The sequence below is a fragment of the Rheinheimera sp. genome, assembly GCF_037442345.1.
Classification (GTDB): domain Bacteria; phylum Pseudomonadota; class Gammaproteobacteria; order Enterobacterales; family Alteromonadaceae; genus Pararheinheimera.
This window is the reverse complement of the sequence record NZ_JBBIQL010000011.1, coordinates 1-18,745: the sequence shown is the minus strand read 5'-3', so window position 1 is coordinate 18,745 and position 18,745 is coordinate 1. Positions and strand designations below refer to the sequence as shown.

Genomic DNA, 18,745 nt, shown 5'->3' with positions numbered 1-18,745 from the left:
TTTCAGGTTCCTGTCATGGCCATTCATAGTTCATTACGTGGTTTACGCTGTTTTTGTGTTGCCGCCGACTGTTTAAGTTTTAAAGAAACAGCGCGTCAGCTGTATCTGACCCCTTCAGCGGTCAGTCATCAGATCAAACAACTGGAGACCGAACTGGGTTTTGAGTTATTTATCCGTCAGACCCGCGCCATCGAATTGTCGAATCAGGGCAAAGCTTTTTATCAGGCGTTGTTACCCATCATGCGCGACCTGGAACAAACCCTGCGGCATTTTGCGTCACAGAAACCGCCGACAGAACTCAGTATTTCCATGCCAGAGTTTTTTGCCAGTGAGTTTTTTGTACCCAAGCTGGTCGGTTGGTCAGAGCAGCACCCGGACATCAACCTGACGGTGGAAACCATTAAATCACGGCAGGATTCACCCAAGTACACCGATCTGCAAATACTGTTGGCCAGTGCCAAACCGGTTGATCATGTCAGCTACGAGCTGTTTCCCATCAGTTATATTCCGGCCTGTAACCCCAGCCTGTACCAGCAATTGTTGCCACTGGGTTTTGATGCGTTGCAAAAAGCCCCGCTGCTGGTGCATCAGGCCCGGCCCTGGGCCTGGCATCATTGGGCCGATCAGGTCGGTATTGAACAGTTTTCACCTAAACAGGTGATCCAGCTGGACAGTATGTTCAGCGTGGCCCGCGCCAGCCAGCAAGGTCTGGGTATTGCACTGATCCCCTGGCCTATCAGCCACAGCTGGTTTGCCAGCGGCAGCCTGAAACGGCTGTTCAGCGAGGAACTGCAAAGCCGGGATAAGTACTATCTGGTGCAGCATGAATCTGAAACCAACAAACCCGAGATCCAGCAGCTGGTGGAATGGATCTTGAGCAGTTTCCGTTTGCACAGCTGAATTTTGTTAATCCATCAGCGTGATTTATATCCTTTGTCAGATCTGAGCCAAAACTCTAAAGTACAAATGCAGCGGGTGCTGCAGAAACTTACAGTGGAGAACTCAGATGAAAGCGACAACCTTCAACTTTGGCAAATTGGTAGCCTTGGGGCTGTTGGCCGGAAGTACCTTCGTCGCCACCGCCGCCACTGGTCCATTTAAAATGGCATTACCTGAAAACGGACCGGCTGCGGATGCGATCAAAGCAGGCCAGTATCAGCAGGCCGTTATCGAACTGAACAACAGCGCGACTGACCTGTTCAGCAAACAAATCAGCTTGTGTGTAGCCCACACTCAACTGTCTCAGTTCGCACTGGCGGAAAAAGCCTGTAGCCAGGCCATTGTCACCGCCCGTCGTCTGGAAGGTGAAACCTCCAGTAACAAACGCGAAATGCGCGCTCTGGCATTCAGTAACCGTGGCGTCACCCGTTTACTGATGCAAGACCCTGTGGCGGCGCTGGAAGACTTTGAGCAGGCGCAATCCTTAAGCTCAACAGAGTATGGCCAGTACAATCTGTCACTGTTACAGCAAAAGCTGAAAGCTGCAGTGGCACCAGTGCTGACAGCCGCAAACTGACAAAAACCTGTCACACTGACGTGACAGGATAAAGCCGGCTGCGGGGGCAGCCGGCCTTTTAAAGGAGCAGAGCTATGCATGTTGAACAGAAATCTCAAACTGGCAGTGCCTGGCTGAGCTGGTTACTGCAACACTGGTCCTTTTACCAGCAAATCAATGTCAGCCAATGGGATTTGGATGACGAAGAGTTTTTGGGCTAACAGTCCATCAATGCGGGTGTGCCTGTCCCTGTTGGGGTGCACCCGCTTTTTTCTTTCGGAACCACCGCCATTTCCTGTCATAATAAGCCCCATTGTCAGCTGAACGAGATCAATCGAATGCGCGTATGCGGTGTGGAAATTAAAAGCAACGAAGCGATTTTATGCCTGATGGCCAGCAACCAGGGTTTGTTTGAGCTGCCGGATTGCCGCAGCAACAGACTGCAGCTGGTCAATGATCAGGACCCGGAGCAAATCCGCAAGTTTCAGTTTGCACTGGCCAAACTGGCCGAAGATTACCGTATCAGTCATTTTGTAATTAGAGAACGGCCGCAAAAAGGCAAATTTGCCGGCAGTGCTATTGGCTTTAAAATTGAAGCGGCATTGCAGCTGATCCCAAGTGTGGAAACCGTGATCCTGTCTTCTGGTGCCATTAAAGAAAGCCTGAGCCGTCACCCGGTGCCGATCGACTTTAAAGAAACCGGCCTGAAAGGTTTTCAGGAACCGGCTTTTATCAGCGCGTACGCCTTTCTGGCGAAATAAACCGCTGTACAGGCGCTTTAGAGTCCGAGGGCTGCACCTGCAGCCCATTTGTCAGTGTTGCAGTTTTTTCCAGTAGTCCGCCAGATCCGCTTTGACTTCCGGTAATAACAAATACAGCGCCAGAATATTGGGCACCGCCATCAGAAAAATCATTGAGTCGATAAAATCAAACACCGCCAGCATATTGGGCACGGCCCCCATCGCCACCACACAGCAGAACAGCAATTTAAAACTGCGTTGTGTCACAGGGCTGTGGCCAAATAAGTAGGTCCAGGATTTCAGGCCGTAATAACCCCAGCTAATCACGGTGGAATAACCGAACAGTAACAGGGCGATCATCAGCACCAGCGGGAACCAGTCAAACACCTGAGCAAAAGCGGCGGATGTCATTTGCACCCCGTCCAGACCAGGTTGGGTATAGACACCGCTGACAATAATCACCAAAGCCGAAATAGTGCAAATCAGCACAGTGTCGATAAAAGGCTCCAGCAAACCGACAAAACCTTCAGACACCGGCTGATTGGTGCGGGCCGCCGAATGCGCTATAGGTGAGGAACCAATGCCTGCTTCATTGGAATAGGCCGCCCGGCGAAAGCCCTGAATAATCACGCCAATGGCGCCACCATAAGCCGCCTCAGGTGCAAAAGCCCCCTGCACTATAGTCCAGAGCGCTGCCGGAACAGCCCCGGCATTCAGTCCCAGAATCACCAGCGCTGCACCCAGATAAATGGCGCACATGGCAGGCACCAGCTTACTGGTGACCCGCGCTATGCTCTGAATACCCCCTACCACCACCAGGCCGACCAGGGTCGCGTAAATCAGCCCAAACAACCAGGCATTGTCGAACCCCGTTACCAGTTTGACCTGAGAAAAGCCCTGATTCACATGAACAAAACCGGCGGAACCAAATACACAGGCAATGGCAAAAAAGGCCGCCAGCCCAGTGCCCAGCCGTGGCAAGCCGTATTTGTCCAGTGCCGCTTTGATGTAATACATAGGGCCGCCACTGGTGCTGCCATCGGCATGGTAAACCCGGTATTTTACCGCCAGGGTGCATTCTACAAACTTGGTGGTCATGCCCAAAAAACCAGCGACTATCATCCAGAAGGTGGCACCAGGCCCGCCCAGCGCAATAGCGACGGCCACACCGGCAATATTGCCGGTGCCGACAGTGCCTGACAGCGCCGCAGATAAAGCCTGAAAAGGACTGATGTCGCCTTTGTCATCCGGCTTGCTGTGTTTGCCCCGAACCACCTGCACCGCATGGCGAAAGCCACGGATGTTAATGAAACCCAGATAGCAGGTAAACACCACGGCGCCTGTGACCAGCCACAGCACAGTGACCGGGATTTGCACCCCGGCCAGCTCAAAACTGTAAAACACCACAGCAGCCAGGCTGGAACTCAGCCATTCAAAGGCCTGCTGAAAACTAAAATCTGTCATGGACCACTCTTCTTTTTTTGTTTGAGCGCCGGAAAACAAACATCCAGACGGCTAATGTTATAGATGGCTATATTCCGGGGTTCTGCCTGGCAGCGCAAGTGGTTTTGTCCCAGGCCTGCCCGCTGTCACCGAATTGCCACTGGCCACACATTTTTATGTCACATAAAACCACCATGCTGGGCACCTCTGTTGAACCCGGAGTGCCCCTATGTGGTATTGGTCTTTGTTTGCGCTGCTGCTTTTAAGTACCACAGCGCTGGCTGGCAACAAAGTGGTGCTGGTCAGTCTGGATGGTGTGCGCTGGCAGGAAGTCTTTGGCGGCGCCGATCCTCAGCTGATCGTCTCTCCTGCCTATGTGAAGCAGCCTCAACTTATACACACCTACACACCTGGTCAGCCTGAACAGCTGATGCCTTTTTTACACCAAACTGTTGCCAGGCAGGGAGTGCTGGCAGGCGACAGGACTCAGTCTTCCAGCGTCACAGTGACCAACCCTGCACAAGTGTCTTATCCTGGCTATCAGGAGCTGTTGGCAGGCTTTGCCGACCCTAAACTCCTGTCCAATGCCGATATTCCCAACCCTAACCACACAGTGCTGGAGTGGCTGGCCACACAGCATTCCAGGCAGGTCGCCGTGTTTGGCTCCTGGCAGTTGTTGCCGCAAATTCTGAACACAGCACGCAGCGGTTTATTGGTGAATGCCGGTTTTATGCCACTGCAGCAGCTGCACTCCGAGCGGGTGCACTATTTAAACGAATTGCAGCTGAAAACCCCGGCCAGCTTTGCCGCAGTGCGGCCCGATATTTTCACCCAGGAGTTTGCGCTGGAGTATTTACGCCAGAAGCAACCGGACGTGCTCTATATTGCGCTTGGTGAGGCTGATGATTTTGCTCACCAGCAACAATACGACAGATACCTGCAGGCGATTCACCATCACGATGCCTTTCTGGCCGAACTATGGCGCACCTTGCAAAGCTTACCAGCGTACCGCGATCAGACCACCTTACTGATTTCCACTGATCATGGCCGGGGCCAGGCGGAGCAATGGCATCGCCATGGCCAGACCGCAGCACTGCCCGGTTACCCTGCACCCGAAGGCGTGGCAGGTTCAGAACAAATTTGGTATGCCGCTTTAGGACCGGACATCCCGGCGGCCGGCTTAGTGCAGGGTGAGTTCCTGCAGGGGCAGCTGGCAGCCACGCTGGCCGCCTGCCTGGGGCTGGATTACCGCGCAGCTCAACCTCGGGCCGCCGCCGCTCTGGAGTTCAGTCAACCACCACAACTGGCGTCTGGTACAGCTCCAGTGGCTGACCATCAGGGTCCGTAAAAAAGGTGTACAAGCGCTGGGTGTAGGGGTCGGTGCGGACAGGCTCCACTTCGACACCGCAGGCGGTCAGGTGAGCCACAGCACAGGCCATGTCCGCCACTTTAAAGGCCAGATGCCGTAAACCACAGGCTTCAGGCCGGGAGGGCCGTTCCGGCGGCGACGGAAAAGAAAACAGTTCCAGCTGGCTACCATCCGGCAAGGCCAGATCCAGTTTCCAGGATTGGCGCTCCGCACGGAAATGTTCGGCCAGCACGTTCAGCCCCAACACTTGGGTATAAAAGGCTTTGGACCGCGGATAATCGCGGCAAATCAGCGCCACATGATGAATACCTTGCAGCATCAGAACCCCTGCTGTTTTTCCTGAAGTTTCACCTGATCCCACAGTGCGTCCATTTGCTGCAGGTTGCTCTGTTCCGGCGTCAGCTGCTGTTCCGCCAGGTGTTGCTCCACCGCACGAAAACGCCGTTCAAATTTCAGGTTGGCGTTGCGCAGCACGGTTTCTGGGTTAAAGCCCTGTTTGCGCACCACATTCACCAAAGCAAACATCAGATCACCCAGCTCTTCTTCCAGCCGGGCATCCCCACTGTCCAGTTCAGCCACTTCCTGCACTTCTTCCTGCACTTTGTCCCAGGCTCCCTGCACATCAGGCCAGTCAAATCCCACCTGAGCACAACGCTTTTGCAGCTTGTAAGCCCGGCTCAGCGCTGGCAGCGCCTGAGGTACATTGTCCAGTACACTGGTTTTACCCTGCTGCTGGCGTTCACCGGCTTTAATGGCTTCCCAGTTCTGCAATACAGCCTCGCTGCTGTCGGCCTGTTCAGAGCCAAACACATGGGGGTGGCGACGAATCAGCTTCTGGCAAATGGCTTCCACACAGTCGTCAAAGGCAAAACGCTGCTGCTCTTTGGCTATCTGGGCGTAAAACACCACCTGAAACAGCAAATCACCGAGCTCATCTTTCAGCTCAGCATAATCTTCACGGGCTATCGCGTCGGCCACTTCATAGGCTTCTTCCAGCGTGTAAGGCACTATGCTCTGGTAACTTTGTTCTTTGTCCCAGGGGCACCCCGAGACCGGGTCGCGCAGTTGGGCCATAATGGCCAGCAAACGGTCAATAGCGGCAGACAATGCAGTGTCCTTTCGGTTAGTGGAAGCGTTTCGCTTCGATCACATCCTCAATCAGGCTGACTTTGGTCAGCAGCTTGTTCAGTGAATCCAGGTTGTACAGTTCCAGCGTCATAATAATGGTGGCGGTTTGTTGGGCGATGTCAGAATTACTGCTCATCCGCAGCACGTTGGCTTTTTCATTGGCCAGAATGCTGGTGATATCCCGCAACAAACCATTACGGTCATGCGCCACAATACGAATGGTCACTTCGTAACCCGAGGCGTATTTATCGCCCCAGGTGGCTTCCACCACCCGCTCCGGGTGGCCTTCCTGCAGCAGTTTGAACTGGTCACAGTCGTCACGGTGCACCGCTATGCCCCGGCCCTGGGTAATATACCCGACGATGGCATCCCCCGGCAGCGGCTGACAACAACCGGCCATATGGGTCAGCAGGTTACCCACCCCCAACACAACCACATGGCTTTTCGGCTGCGTATTCAGTGGCTTACTAATCAGACGAGGGTCGATTTCCGGTTGCTGCAGCTTGCCGGACTGGCTTTGAATGTAGTGCACTACCTGGGTGACTTTAATTTCGCCACCGCCAATACCGGCCAGCAGCTCGTCCATGCTGTTCACATTAAAGCGTTGCAGCACTTTGCTGGGGTTCTCCAGCGACAGATTCAGCCTGGCCAGTTCAGTGTCCAGCAGCTCTTTGCCCGCCAACACATTTTTGTCCCTGTCCTGCAGCCGGAACCAGTACTGCACCTTGGAGCGGGCGCGGCCGGATTTTAAGTAACCCAGGTTTGGGTTCAGCCAGTCGCGGCTTGGATTGGGCTCCCGCCCGGTCAGAATTTCCACCTGGTCGCCAGTTTTCAACTGATAGGTAAAAGGCACAATACGGCCGGAAATTTTGGCGCCAATACAACGATGCCCGACATTGGAGTGCACGTAATAAGCGAAGTCCAGTGGTGTGGAGCCCTGGGGTAAATCGACAATATCACCTTTGGGGGTAAACACATAAACCCGGTCTTCGGTGACCTGGTTTTTCAGCTCTTCGGCTAAATCCGAGCCATCGGCCAGTTCTTCCTGCCAGGCCAGCAGCTTGCGCAACCAGCCGATTTTTTCATCCAGCTGGCCTTCTCTGGCACTGGCACCTTCTTTGTAACGCCAGTGCGCCGCCACACCCAGCTCGGCATCGTCGTGCATCTGGCGGGTGCGGATTTGAATTTCCACCGGCCGGCCAGCGGGGCCCAGTACCACAGTGTGAATAGACTGGTAACCATTTTGTTTGGGCGTGGCGATGTAATCGTCAAACTCTTTCGGCAAATGCCGCCACGACGTATGCACTATACCCAAAGCGGCATAACAGTCCTGCACCCGTTCTGTCACCAGCCGTACTGCACGGATATCGTACAGCTGGTCAAAGGCCAGGTGTTTTTTCTGCATCTTTTTCCAGATACTGTAAATATGTTTAGGCCGGCCATAGACTTCCGCCTGAATACCAGCCTGCGTCATTTTGTCCTGCACGGCGGCGACAAAATCCTGCATGTAATGTTCGCGGTCCAGCCGTTTTTCTTCCAGCAGGCTGGCAATCTGTTTGTAGGTTTGCGGGTGCAGGTAACGAAAGGCTAAGTCTTCCAGTTCCCACTTGATTTGGCCTATACCCAGCCGGTTGGCCAATGGGCCAAAAATGGCGTTGGTTTCTTTGGCGGCCAGTACCCGGGTTTCTTCATCGGCGTTTTTTACCTGGCGCAGATAACAGATTTGCGCCGCCAGCTTGATCACCACAGCCCGCACATCTTCCACCATGGCCAGCAGCATTTTGCGCAGGTTATCGGCCTGTTGCGGGTTGGCACTTTGATTCGGACCTACCGGAATAGAACGGATCGCTTCCATTTGACGCACGGCCGCCAGCATAGCCGCCACCGCCGGGCAAAATTGCTGCTGTATCTGCTCCAGACTAATCAGTTGTGCTTCCAGCAACGGAAACACCAAAGAGGCCAGCAGAGCGTCCTTGTCCATCCGTAAGTCGGCCAGAATTTCCACCATTTCCCAGCCAGTCTGCACTTGCTGTAATTGATCGGTACAGGCCTGCTGCTGCAACCAGAGTTCGGCCTCCAGCAAATACTCAATTTTGGCTTCTGGCAACCCCAAAGAGGCCAGCCATGCGGCTGTACCCCCCGGATGATAGTCAGAGCTGTGAGACTGCCGGACAGTGACCATAACTTACTTTCTCCTTCGAAACAGCGCCATCAGTTCCAGATGGCTGGTCTGCGGAAACATATCCATGGCGGCCAGTTTCACCAATTGATACCCCGCCGCCAACAACACCCTGGCATCGGCGGCAAAACTGACAGGATTGCAGGACACGTACAATATCCGTGCCGGACCTAAAGCGGCAATTTGTTCAGCCGCGCCCACAGCGCCTGCACGTGCCGGGTCCAGCAAAACGGCGTCATAGACTGGCTGGTTCCAGTCCGCCTTGGGCCAGGGTAAATGCAGATCCGCCTGGGCCGCCTTTAAATTGCTGATGTGATTCAGGCGCGCATTCTGCTCAATGCGCCGCACCATAGTGGCCACACCTTCCAGCGCTTGCACAGCTTTGGTGCGCTGCGCCAGTGCCAGACTAAAGTTTCCGATGCCAGAATACAATTCCAGAATGTTCTGAGTTAGATCCAGCTCCAGCCAATCCAGCGCCTGTTGCACCATCAGTTCGTTAACCTGAGGGTTGACCTGAATAAAGTCATCAGGTTCAAACTGTAAACGCAGTTTTTGTTCAGCTAACTGATACTGTGGTGCCTGATAATTCGTCTGCCAGGCGGTAAACTGCCCGGGTTCAGCTTCGCCCAGCCAAAAAGCGTCGGGCCAGGCGGCAATCAACTGCTGCTGATCGGCCTCTGGCAGCGGCCGGACATGCCGTACGATCAGATACGCCTGGCCGTCGGCATCCAGCACTTCGACATGGGTAATGGCTTTGCCTTGTTTCAGCCTCGGCAACACATGGTTTAATACCGAAAACACCGGTGCCAGCACCGGGCTTAGCACCAGACAATGCTCCACAGCGCTGATGGTTTTGTCACTGACCTGACGAAAACCTACAGTAAAACGCTGCTGTTGGGCATCAAACCAGACACCTATTCGGGCCCTGCGTCTGTACCCCGAGCCCTGACTTTGAATAGCGGCCTGCCAGGGCAACTGCTGCAAGCCTGTCTGGTGGCAAATCATCTGGTCCACGGCCTGCTGTTTCAGCTCCAACTGCACGGCAGTCGACAGATACTGCAACTGACAGCCACCGCAACTGGAGAAATGCGGACAGGCCGGCGTCTGACGATGGGCCGATGGCTGCAGCACCCGCCGGACTTTGCCTTTGGCCACTTTGCTTTTGTTGTCGGTCAGGCTTATTTCTACGGTTTCTCCAGGCAAAGCGCCGCTGACAAACACGATTTTGCCTTGCCAGAAACCTATGCCCTGCCCCTGATGATCCAGACGTTCGATCGCCAGTTGAATAGTTGGGCTGGCTGGCTTTTTTTTGGCTTTGGCGGCCTGATAAATTCTGACCATCTGGTCCTCGAGGTAGGCTTTCACTGTGCCTTATGTCATGATACTGACGACTATTCTATCAAGCCCTGCAACAGATGACGAAACTTGCTTTGCGACATTGGGTGCTGCTGACGACCCTGATGCCGACTCTGGTAGTCAGCCTGGGTCTGGCCAGTTATTTCAGTTGGGTCCGGCATCAGGATTTAGCCGCTGATTTAACCCAGCAGGCAGAAAATATTGCAGCACCGCTGGCCATAGCCAGCGAACATGCGTTGTTGCAAAACAGCCGTCAGGATTTAAAACGGTTACTGGACGCCAGCCACCGCAAAAACCCGGCCTTGGTAAAAAGTATCGCCATTTTTAATGCCGACCACGAACTACTGGTCACCACCAATTACCACAAAGATTTTAACTTACTGAAGTTTCCTCTCTTTAGTGCCATTCCGGCTCAGCCCCAATTGGACCTGACGGATGACTATCTGGTCATGCGCTACCCTATTATTCCTGAATCAGTGGCTGCAGTGGCCGAACCTTTGCCTCTTGGTTATGTAGCGGTGCAACTGTCGAGGGACAAAAACCGGCTGCGTCAGCAAAGTGCGTTGCTTGGCACCTTGCTGCTGGTGGTACTGGCATTGGGCTTTGCCGTGTACGCCAGCCTGAAACTGGTAAAACGGATCAGCAACCCGGTGCGACAAATGAATGAGGTGATCCGGCAGTTGTGTCAGGGCCACTACCGCCAGCAACTGCTGCCAGGGTATTTGGGCGAGCTGGAGCTTCTGCGCCACAATATTAATAATCTGGCATCTGCACTGAAACAACATGATGACGAAGTGCAGCAAAGCATTGAACAGGCCACCTCGGATCTGCAACAAAGCCTGGAACAGCTGGAGATGCAGAACATTGAGCTGGATCTGGCCCGTAAACGGGCTCTGGAAGACAACCGCAGTAAGTCAGACTTCCTCGCCAAAATGAGCCATGAACTGCGCACCCCTCTCAATGCGGTTATTGGTTTTACCCGCCAGCTGCTGAAAACCAATCTGACCGCGAACCAGCAAGACTATCTGACCACTATTCAAAAATCCGCCAACAGTCTGCTGTCGCTGGTCAATGATGTGCTGGACTACGCCAAGCTGGAAGAAGGCCGGATGCCGATTAACCCCGAACCGTTTTCACTGCGGGATTTGCTGAATGACGCCACCGAACTGCTGGCCGCCAATGCCTTTGATAAGCAGCTGGAACTGGTGTTGTTTGTTGAAAATAACTGCCCGGATGACCTGGTGGCTGATCCGGTCAGGATTAATCAGATCCTGACCAATCTGGCCGGTAACGCCATCAAATTTACTGAGCAGGGCAGTGTGCTGATCCGGGTCAGTGGCCGGGCCCTGGCCGATGACCAGTGGCAACTGAAGTTCGCTATTCACGACACCGGCATTGGCATCAGTGAAGAGCAACAAAAGCAGCTGTTCGATGGTTTCAGTCAGGGTGACCAACATATAGGCAAAAGGTACGGCGGTACTGGTCTTGGCCTGGTGATCTCACAACGGCTGGTGCATGCGATGGGGGGCCGTATTGGCTTTGACAGCCGGCCAGGCGAAGGCTCTGTGTTCTGGTTTACCCTGCAATGCAAACGCCATCCCTTGTCCATTGCCGAACCCTTGCCTCTGACCGAGCTGAAACAAAAAAACCTGCTGTACTTTGAACCACAGCAAAATTCGCGGGAGGCCATGCTGGCACAACTGGAACATTGGGGGCTGCAGGTGACCAGTTGCAGTAATATGACCCAACTGAGCCAGACGCTGTCGCTGCAGCCGCATTTTGATCTGATCCTGCTGGGCCGCGCTATCTCGCTGACGCAGGTCAATCAGGTGATTGAACTGCTGCAGCAGCTGCGCCAGCACAGCGACCATATCTATATGTTGGTCAACACCCTGTCTCCCAACCTGCGTGAGGTGCTGCAGGCATCCGGTGCCAGCGCTGTGCTGGCCAAACCTTCGCATTACCGCAAGCTGGCAACAACCCTGGCCCAACCTTACCTGCAACACAATGAACACAGCCCGGCCTCGGAAAAACCCAAAGCCCGGCTGCGGGTGTTGTCCGTCGACGACAACGAAGCCAACCTGAAATTGATCAATGCATTACTCAGTGAAATGGTGGAACAGGTCGATTCTGCCACTAACGGGGCAGAAGCCTGGCAAAAGGCTTCGCAAATGCACTATGACGTGATTTTTATGGACATCAATATGCCGGTCATGGACGGTATCCAGGCCTGCCAGCGTATTCAGCAAAGTTCGCTCAATGAGGCCACCCCCATTATTGCAGTCACAGCCCATGCGCTGGATGGTGAACGCGAACGCCTGCTGGATTTGGGGTTTTGTGAGTTTCTGACCAAACCACTGGATGAAAAACTGCTGTTGTATACGCTGCGTGAATGTTGTCCGGAATTCCAAGGCAGCCAGAGTCTGGAGCCTGAACATCAGTTGCCACACAGTAAACAACTGGACTGGACTCTGGCGTTGCAACGGGCTGGTGGCAAACTGGATTTAGCCAAAGAAATGCTGTGGATGCTGGTGCAATCCTTGCCTGATGCGCAACAGGCTATCGGTCAGGCTATGGATCAGAACGACAGCCAGGCGCTGTTGCAGCATATTCACAAATTGCATGGGGCCAGTTGTTACACCGGATTGCCTGTACTGAAGCAGCTGACTGAGCTGCTGGAAACCCAGCTGAAAAAAGGCAAAAGTATTCTGGAGCTGGAACCCGAGTTATTTGAGCTGCAGGACAGGCTGAGTGCTCTATTGCAGGATGCAACTCACTGGCCTGAACTGGTCTGAAGATCAGGGCTGTACAAGGCCAGCTGCTGCCCGGATTTGCGGGCATGCAGCATGGCCTGTTCGGCATCATCCACCAGGCAAGTCAGATGGTAACCCGACCAGCGCGACAGACTGACCCCACCGCTCACCAGCGCCTGCTGTTCCGGCAACAGCGGGCTGAGGATAGGCAAAACCGCATCCCGGCAAATCTCAGCCAGCATCATGGCTTTGTCCGGATCGGTTCCCGGCAGCAGCAACGCAAATTCAAAAGGCCCCACCCGCCCGAGCAGGTCCTGATTGCGCAAAAAATTGCGGCATGCCTGTACGGCCTGCGCCAGTAACTGGTCTGCAGCCTGCGTCCCCTGTTGCTGCTGGATCTGTTGCAAGGCAGTCAGCTCCAAGCGGATCAGCGCCAGCTCCTGCTGCTTCTGCTCGGCTTTTTCCAGTAAGGCTCTGGCTTGCTGCGAAAAGTGGCTTTTATTGCTGATCCCTGTGGCTGGATCTATTTCGGTCTGCTGTTTCAGGGCAGAGCGGCTCCGGTACAACCGGTATAACCACAGGCTCAGCCCCAGCACAAAGAGGGACAGCAACAGAATCAGCACCTGGGTATAAGCCGCCTGATGTTGCATAGAGGACTGCTCGGCTTTCAGCAGCCGGTTGTCTTTGTCCAGCGACTCGATCTGGCGTTGTTTGGCTTCCACATTCAGCTGAGCATTGTAATAGGCCTGCTGTTGTTGCCGTTGATGCTGCATCAGGCTGGTAAAGGCCCGCAGATAGGCTTCATGGTATTCCAGCGCCTGCTGATACTGGCCTTGTTGCCGGGCCAGTCGGTACAACACCAGCCAGGCCGAGGCTTTACTCTGATCCTTATCGGCAAGCCGGCTGATCTGCAGCACGCGTTGTGCAGCCTGTCGGGCAAGTTCTGGTTGTTCGAGTCCGAAATAGACCTCGGCCAATGCCAGATCAAAATCTGCCAGTAGTCTCGGAAACGCCAGATCTGTCACTTTTTGCTGGTAGTTCAGTAACAAACTCAGCGCCTGCTGGTACTGCCCCTGCTGCACCAGAGAATTGGCCTGACTGATTTTCAGCATACCGGCGAACAGCCATTCCTTATGTTTCAGGCAAAACTGGACTGCAGAGTCCAGATACTGACGCTGGGCGGCAAACTGCCCGGTTTGCAGATAGGCTTGCGCTTTTTGCTGTTTGGCTTTGCACAGACTGGTCGCCGACACGGGCTCTGCTTCCAGTTGGCTGGCGTATTCAATCGCCAGTTCAGGTTGCCCCGCATGCAAATAGGCCAGAGCTATCACCAGTAACCCCTGTTCCCGGGCTGCAGTCTGCGTAACCATAGGCAACTGCTGCAACAACAGTTCCAGCTGGGTAAAAGCTTCCAGATACTGCTGAGAGATCAGATAACTGTTGAGCATCAGCGCCCTGGCCCGGAATGCTAAAGCGGACTCAGGTTGTTGCCGGCTCAGTGGCACCAGACGCTGCAAGGCCGCATCCGGATCGCCGAGGTAAAGTTCGGCATAAGCGAGTAAGAAGTTCAGATAAGCCAGATCAGCCGGCGACATACTGGATTTACGCTGCTCAAAGCTATGCAGACGCAGCTGAAACTCGGCAAAATCCACTGTTTTGATCCGATCCGTGTTTTGCAATTGCTCATGCCAGCTCCCTGTTGCAGACCAGACCAGCCAGGGGAAAAACAACCACAGACAGCACCACAGACGACCTGACACAGCACAACTCCTTTTGCGTTTTATCTAGGGTAAAGGGCGGATAAAAAAACAACAAGCCTCTCGTTGGTTGTTAACCTTCCGCTATAAAAATTTACGTTTCTAAAATGACGGTGGCACAGGCATAAGCCTGCTCGTCACTGATAGATAACCAGACAGAACTCACTTGCAGACGGTCAGCCAGTTCGCGGGCCGGTCCGGTCAGCTCCAGCACAGGCCGGCCCAACGCATCATTACTGACGATAAAATGCTGAAAGGAAATGCCCCGGCCTATGCCGGTGCCCAAGGCTTTGGCTGCCGCTTCTTTGGCCGCAAAACGTTTGGCAAAATAACGGGCGGGCTGGCCGTGCGCCGCCATAATCTGTTGCTCAGCGTCGGTCAATACCCGCTGCACCAGGCGGGGTGAGCGGGCCAGGCTTTGTTCGATACGACTGATTTCGACTATATCTGTACCCAAGCCGACAATGGCCATTAACGGCGCGCCTCCAGCATCAGGCGTTTCATCTCAGCCACAGCAGCACCCAAACCGGAGAAAATAGCGCGGGCCACTATGGCGTGGCCAATATTCAGCTCATGCATCTGTGGAATAGCCGCTATCGGCTGCACATTGTGGTAATGCAAGCCATGGCCAGCGTTCACAATCAGGCCCTGGCTTTGGGCAAAAGCCGCCGCCTGACGAATGCGTTCCAGCTCGGCCTGTTGCACCTTGGGATCTTCAGCTTCCGCATACTGACCGGTGTGAATTTCAATATAAGGCGCACCAGTGCGGGCCGCCGCTTCAATCTGGCGTTCGTCTGCATCAATAAACAACGACACCAGAATGTCTTTTTGTTGCAGGCGCTGCACGGCTTCCTGAATTTTGCTGAACTGACCGGCCACTTCCAGGCCACCTTCGGTCGTCAGCTCCTGACGTTTTTCCGGCACCAGGCAACAAAAGTGTGGGTCCAGCTGTTCAGCAATGCCCAACATTTCTTCAGTCACCGCCATCTCAAAATTCAGCCGGGTGCTCATGGTCTGACGCAGCACAAATAAATCGCGGTCCTGAATATGACGGCGGTCTTCCCGTAAATGCACAGTGATGCCGTCGGCACCAAACTGCTCAGCCATTAACGCCGCGTGCACAGGTTCTGGGTAATGGGTACCACGGGCCTGACGTAAAGTGGCGACATGGTCAATATTGACACCAAGATAGATAGGGTTCATCCGTTGTCCTTCAGCTGTTGAAATAAAGTGCGGCTGGTTAAAGGTTTGGAACCCAACAAAGGTGCCAATAAAGCCCGGCTTAAACTTTTGGCCGCTTTTAAACTCTGCGCTTGCCAGTCGGCCTGGCCTATCGCCAGCAGATCGGCCCCCAACCAGCCGGAGTGGGCCTGTTGCCAGCCAAGTTCAGGCCACCACTGGTAATACTGGCCTGGTTTCAGTTCAGCACCACTGGCGTCCTGCTGCCAATCCAGCGGTGAGCCCAGTTCTGCCAATAACGCAAATTCAAACTGCCGCAGGCAAGGTTCCAACGCCTGCACAGGCAGCAACTGCAACGTATGGTGATAAAGCCCAAACAACTGCTCAGAATTCGTCTGACCGGGCCAAAGCCGGCAAATCAGTTCATTCAGATACAAGCCGGCAAACAGCAGTTCCCCTTGCAGTGGCAGTGCGGGCTCTGCCTCTTCGGCAAAGCTCACTGTTTTGAGTTCACTGCGGCCTGTCAGTTGCAGCTGCAACAGCTGAAAGGGTTGCCAGCTTAAGCGGCTTTTGGTTTTGCCGCTGCTTTTGCGCACCACAGCGCTGACCCGGCCCAGTTCAGGCAATAGCAACTGCAACAGCAGCTGCTGCTCTTTGTACGCATGGCTGTGTAACACATACCCAGGCCAGACGTTGCCCTGCATTTAGTCTTCGCCGTAACCCAGGCTGCGCAGCGCCCGTTCGTCGTCGGCCCAGCCTGATTTCACCTTGACCCAGATTTGCAGAAACACCGGCTGTTCAAACAGGGCTTCCATATCTTTGCGGGCTTCAGTGCCAATGGTTTTCAGCCGCTCACCTTTATTGCCAATTACCATACGTTTTTGGCTGTCGCGCTCCACCAGCACCAAGGCCGCAATATGGTAATGTTTTTCTTCCCACTTAAAGCGTTCAATTTCCACAGTGACGGAATAAGGCAGCTCGTCGCCTAAAAAGCGCATCAGCTTTTCGCGCACTATTTCAGACGCCATAAAACGGCTGGAGCGGTCTGTAATGTAATCTTCCGGAAAGAAAAACTCACAAGGCGGCAGGCTGCTTTGCACCAAAGTACGCAGACGGTCCACGTTAGTGCCTTTTTGTGCCGACACCGGAATAATTTCTTTAAAAGACAACTGGGTACCCAACCACTGCAAGTGCGGCAGCAACTCTTCTTTGTCTTTAAACTGGTCGACCTTATTCACCACCAGAATCACAGGTTTTTGCGCCGCAATTAAGCGGTTCAGCACCATCTGGTCGTCATCCGTCCATTTGCTGCCATCGACGACAAAAATCACCAGCTCCACATCCAATATAGAGCTGGCGGCCGCTTTGTTCATCAGCCGGTTGATGGCGCGTTTTTCGTCGCTGTGCAAACCAGGGGTGTCGACATAAACCGTCTGGTAGTTGTCTTTGGTATCAATACCAATAATGCGATGCCTGGTGGTCTGGGGTTTTTTCGAGGTAATACTGACTTTTTGCCCGACCAGCTGATTCAGCAAAGTGGACTTGCCAACATTAGGTCGGCCAACAATGGCCACCAGACCGGCGTAAGTTTCAGCGCTCATGGTTAATTTGTTCCAATAAAATATGGGCGCAGTCCTGTTCGGCTTTACGCCGCGAACTGCCGGTCGCAATCACAGGGTCCCGACCTGCCACTGTGCAGCGTACTGTAAAGGTTTGGTCGTGGGCGTCGCCTTTCGTTTCAATCACTTCGTACAGCGGCAATGCCAGACGGCGGCCCTGCAGGTATTCCTGCAGCTGGGTCTTGCTGTCTTTTTGCACCCCAGGTTGAATCACTGTCAGCCGGCTGCCGTACCAGGTCAGGATCCGCTCTCTGCACACCTCAAGACCAGCATCCAGATAGATAGCGCCTAAAATGGCTTCGACGGCATCCGCCTGAATGGACTCCCGCCGCAGGCCACCGCTTTTCATTTCGCCGGGCCCAAGCCGCAAATACTCTGCAATACCCAGTTCTTTGGCAATTTCCGCCAACGTCACCCCTTTGACCAACGATGAACGCATCCGGGTCAGGTCACCTTCACGGGCTTTCGGAAAATGCTGAAACAGCGCTTCGGCAATCACCAGACTTAAGATGGCGTCACCTAAAAATTCAAGGCGCTCATTATGGGCGCCTTTGCAACTGCGGTGGGTCAGGGCTTGTTCCAGCAGGCTGGCCTGCTGAAACTGATACCCCAGTTTTTTCATCAGGCCAGTGACAGGTTGAATCATCACTGAATTTTACCTAGGCGTTCAAAACGCACACCCACCGGTACCCAGGAAGGCAGGCTGCTGTCCGGATCGTTGCTGAATTCAAAACTCATCCAGATAAACACCGCTTTACCGACCAGATTGTCTTCCGGCACAAAACCCCAGAAGCGGCTGTCGCGGCTGTTGTCGCGGTTATCACCCATCACAAAATAATGGCCATCCGGCACCACAAATTCTTCAATACCGGTGCCAGGCTGTTTGTAATAATGCATCAGTTGTTCAGGTTTAAACGGATGCTGCAGAATATCGTGTTTATGTTCGCCCAGCTGTTCAGTAAAACGTTTGGTGGGCAACTCACCGTCCATAAACTCGCCTTCCGCCTGCAGAGTCAGTGGCACCGGCTCTAAAGCAGGGCACTGGGTTTTATCCGCCTTGTCACAGGCTTTCTGGATAAATAACTGCTTGTTTTTATAAACAATGCGATCGCCAGGCAAGCCAATAGCCCGTTTAATGAAATCGACAGTCGGCTGCTCAGGGTACTTAAACACCACCACGTCGCCACGTTCCGGTTTGCCGTTGCTGTACAGGGTTTTGCGCCAGACCGGGTCTTTGATATCGTAGGAATATTTTTCCACCAGAATAAAATCACCCACCAGCAGAGTAGGCATCATCGAACCGGACGGAATTTGAAACGGCTCATATAAAAAGGAGCGGATCAGGGTAATAGCCAGAATCAGCGGGAAAATTTCTGCTGCAGTTTCAGCAATGTAAGAGCGGGATTGAATCAGCCCCGCAGCTTCAGGTGGCAGTGCCCCTCCGGCAGCAGCTTCAGCCTGCACCAGTTTCAGCTTGCGTTTGGGTGCCAGCACCATAGCGTCATATAACCAGATCAAACCACTGGCAACTGTCAGTACCACTAAAAAGATTGCGAAATAACCCGCCATACAGATCCTTTGGTTTATTTACCGACTTTCAGAATAGCAAGGAAGGCTTCTTGTGGAACTTCCACGTTCCCTACTTGCTTCATACGTTTTTTACCTTCTTTCTGTTTCTGCAACAGCTTTTTCTTCCGGCTGACGTCACCGCCATAACACTTGGCCAG

At 53.8% G+C, this 18,745-nt stretch carries 19 protein-coding genes; 6 read left to right on the top strand and 13 right to left on the bottom strand.

Annotated elements, in window-relative coordinates:
* The first annotated feature begins 15 nt into the window (after positions 1-15).
* From WKJ04_RS08115 to WKJ04_RS08100, 4 genes are all read left to right on the top strand, one after another.
* On the top strand, positions 16-900 hold the full coding sequence (locus tag WKJ04_RS08115) for a LysR substrate-binding domain-containing protein (protein WP_337841760.1): 885 nt from the start codon (positions 16-18) through the stop codon (positions 898-900).
* 106 nt (positions 901-1,006) lie between these two features.
* Positions 1,007-1,516: a hypothetical protein gene (locus WKJ04_RS08110; RefSeq protein ID WP_337879967.1), complete on the top strand. Its 510-nt coding sequence runs from the start codon at positions 1,007-1,009 to the stop codon at positions 1,514-1,516.
* Positions 1,517-1,590: 74 nt separating this feature from the next.
* Positions 1,591-1,716 carry a hypothetical protein gene (locus tag WKJ04_RS08105; protein ID WP_337879966.1) on the top strand — a complete coding sequence of 42 codons (126 nt, stop codon included), beginning with the start codon at positions 1,591-1,593 and terminating at the stop codon, positions 1,714-1,716.
* Positions 1,717-1,833: 117 nt separating this feature from the next.
* Positions 1,834-2,256, top strand: coding sequence for a DUF3010 family protein (locus WKJ04_RS08100; RefSeq protein WP_337841763.1), 423 nt, complete (start codon positions 1,834-1,836; stop codon positions 2,254-2,256).
* Between the two features lie 51 nt (positions 2,257-2,307).
* Here the strand turns inward: WKJ04_RS08100 and WKJ04_RS08095 are convergent, their stop codons facing one another.
* Positions 2,308-3,699 (bottom strand): alanine/glycine:cation symporter family protein, encoded by a 1,392-nt coding sequence (locus WKJ04_RS08095; RefSeq protein WP_337879965.1) that lies wholly within the window; start codon positions 3,697-3,699, stop codon positions 2,308-2,310.
* 208 nt (positions 3,700-3,907) lie between these two features.
* Here WKJ04_RS08095 and WKJ04_RS08090 point away from each other — a divergent pair, with 208 nt between their 5' ends.
* The gene (locus tag WKJ04_RS08090) at positions 3,908-5,026 is read left to right on the top strand and encodes an alkaline phosphatase family protein (protein WP_337879964.1); all 1,119 of its coding nucleotides are present in this window, start codon (positions 3,908-3,910) and stop codon (positions 5,024-5,026) included.
* Here the strand turns inward: WKJ04_RS08090 and WKJ04_RS08085 are convergent.
* The 4 genes from WKJ04_RS08085 to rlmD are packed head-to-tail and all read right to left on the bottom strand — an operon-like array spanning position 4,965 to position 9,695.
* Positions 4,965-5,366, bottom strand: a complete 402-nt coding sequence (locus WKJ04_RS08085; RefSeq protein WP_337879963.1) for a VOC family protein — start codon at positions 5,364-5,366, stop codon at positions 4,965-4,967. The two genes, WKJ04_RS08090 and WKJ04_RS08085, sit on opposite strands and share 62 nt — an antisense overlap.
* Positions 5,366-6,154: a nucleoside triphosphate pyrophosphohydrolase gene (gene mazG / locus WKJ04_RS08080; RefSeq protein ID WP_337879962.1), complete on the bottom strand. Its 789-nt coding sequence runs from the start codon at positions 6,152-6,154 to the stop codon at positions 5,366-5,368. The genes WKJ04_RS08085 and mazG overlap by 1 nt, the downstream gene beginning before the upstream one ends.
* 16 nt (positions 6,155-6,170) lie before the next feature.
* The gene (gene relA / locus WKJ04_RS08075; RefSeq protein WP_337879961.1) at positions 6,171-8,357 is read right to left on the bottom strand and encodes a GTP diphosphokinase; all 2,187 of its coding nucleotides are present in this window, start codon (positions 8,355-8,357) and stop codon (positions 6,171-6,173) included.
* A gap of 3 nt (positions 8,358-8,360) precedes the next feature.
* Entirely contained in the window at positions 8,361-9,695 is a 1,335-nt protein-coding gene (gene rlmD / locus WKJ04_RS08070; RefSeq protein WP_337879960.1) for a 23S rRNA (uracil(1939)-C(5))-methyltransferase RlmD, read from the bottom strand.
* 74 nt (positions 9,696-9,769) lie between these two features.
* Here rlmD and barA point away from each other — a divergent pair, with 74 nt between their 5' ends.
* Positions 9,770-12,505: a two-component sensor histidine kinase BarA gene (barA, locus tag WKJ04_RS08065; protein ID WP_337841770.1), complete on the top strand. Its 2,736-nt coding sequence runs from the start codon at positions 9,770-9,772 to the stop codon at positions 12,503-12,505.
* Here the strand turns inward: barA and WKJ04_RS08060 are convergent.
* The 8 genes from WKJ04_RS08060 to WKJ04_RS08025 all read right to left on the bottom strand — a co-directional run.
* Positions 12,484-14,223 (bottom strand): diguanylate cyclase, encoded by a 1,740-nt coding sequence (locus tag WKJ04_RS08060; RefSeq protein WP_337879959.1) that lies wholly within the window; start codon positions 14,221-14,223, stop codon positions 12,484-12,486. The genes barA and WKJ04_RS08060 overlap by 22 nt on opposite strands.
* Positions 14,224-14,314: 91 nt before the next feature.
* Entirely contained in the window at positions 14,315-14,692 is a 378-nt protein-coding gene (gene acpS / locus WKJ04_RS08055) for a holo-ACP synthase (RefSeq protein WP_337879958.1), read from the bottom strand.
* A complete protein-coding gene (gene pdxJ, locus WKJ04_RS08050; protein ID WP_337879957.1) occupies positions 14,692-15,423 on the bottom strand; it encodes a pyridoxine 5'-phosphate synthase in 732 nt (243 codons plus the stop codon). Before pdxJ ends, acpS begins: the two co-directional genes overlap by 1 nt.
* Positions 15,420-16,103 (bottom strand): DNA repair protein RecO, encoded by a 684-nt coding sequence (gene recO / locus WKJ04_RS08045; RefSeq protein ID WP_337879956.1) that lies wholly within the window; start codon positions 16,101-16,103, stop codon positions 15,420-15,422. Before recO ends, pdxJ begins: the two co-directional genes overlap by 4 nt.
* Positions 16,104-17,000, bottom strand: coding sequence for a GTPase Era (gene era, locus WKJ04_RS08040; RefSeq protein WP_337841775.1), 897 nt, complete (start codon positions 16,998-17,000; stop codon positions 16,104-16,106).
* Positions 16,990-17,664 (bottom strand): ribonuclease III, encoded by a 675-nt coding sequence (rnc, locus tag WKJ04_RS08035; protein WP_337880066.1) that lies wholly within the window; start codon positions 17,662-17,664, stop codon positions 16,990-16,992. The genes era and rnc overlap by 11 nt, the downstream gene beginning before the upstream one ends.
* Positions 17,664-18,587: a signal peptidase I gene (lepB, locus tag WKJ04_RS08030; protein WP_337879955.1), complete on the bottom strand. Its 924-nt coding sequence runs from the start codon at positions 18,585-18,587 to the stop codon at positions 17,664-17,666. Before lepB ends, rnc begins: the two co-directional genes overlap by 1 nt.
* Before the next feature lie 14 nt (positions 18,588-18,601).
* Positions 18,602-18,745: hypothetical protein (locus WKJ04_RS08025; protein ID WP_337880065.1), on the bottom strand; the 144-nt coding region annotated here is incomplete at its 5' end.

Coding starts and splice junctions, on each gene's coding strand:
- WKJ04_RS08110 (WP_337879967.1), top strand. CDS start 1,007: ATGAAAGCGACAACCTTCAACTTTGGCAAATTGGTAGCCTTGGGGCTG.
- pdxJ (WP_337879957.1), bottom strand. CDS start 15,423: ATGAACCCTATCTATCTTGGTGTCAATATTGACCATGTCGCCACTTTA.
- WKJ04_RS08100 (WP_337841763.1), top strand. CDS start 1,834: ATGCGCGTATGCGGTGTGGAAATTAAAAGCAACGAAGCGATTTTATGC.
- WKJ04_RS08085 (WP_337879963.1), bottom strand. CDS start 5,366: ATGCTGCAAGGTATTCATCATGTGGCGCTGATTTGCCGCGATTATCCG.
- WKJ04_RS08115 (WP_337841760.1), top strand. CDS start 16: ATGGCCATTCATAGTTCATTACGTGGTTTACGCTGTTTTTGTGTTGCC.
- WKJ04_RS08105 (WP_337879966.1), top strand. CDS start 1,591: ATGCATGTTGAACAGAAATCTCAAACTGGCAGTGCCTGGCTGAGCTGG.
- rnc (WP_337880066.1), bottom strand. CDS start 17,664: ATGATTCAACCTGTCACTGGCCTGATGAAAAAACTGGGGTATCAGTTT.
- WKJ04_RS08095 (WP_337879965.1), bottom strand. CDS start 3,699: ATGACAGATTTTAGTTTTCAGCAGGCCTTTGAATGGCTGAGTTCCAGC.
- acpS (WP_337879958.1), bottom strand. CDS start 14,692: ATGGCCATTGTCGGCTTGGGTACAGATATAGTCGAAATCAGTCGTATC.
- barA (WP_337841770.1), top strand. CDS start 9,770: ATGACGAAACTTGCTTTGCGACATTGGGTGCTGCTGACGACCCTGATG.
- relA (WP_337879961.1), bottom strand. CDS start 8,357: ATGGTCACTGTCCGGCAGTCTCACAGCTCTGACTATCATCCGGGGGGT.
- recO (WP_337879956.1), bottom strand. CDS start 16,103: ATGCAGGGCAACGTCTGGCCTGGGTATGTGTTACACAGCCATGCGTAC.
- rlmD (WP_337879960.1), bottom strand. CDS start 9,695: ATGGTCAGAATTTATCAGGCCGCCAAAGCCAAAAAAAAGCCAGCCAGC.
- WKJ04_RS08090 (WP_337879964.1), top strand. CDS start 3,908: ATGTGGTATTGGTCTTTGTTTGCGCTGCTGCTTTTAAGTACCACAGCG.
- era (WP_337841775.1), bottom strand. CDS start 17,000: ATGAGCGCTGAAACTTACGCCGGTCTGGTGGCCATTGTTGGCCGACCT.
- lepB (WP_337879955.1), bottom strand. CDS start 18,587: ATGGCGGGTTATTTCGCAATCTTTTTAGTGGTACTGACAGTTGCCAGT.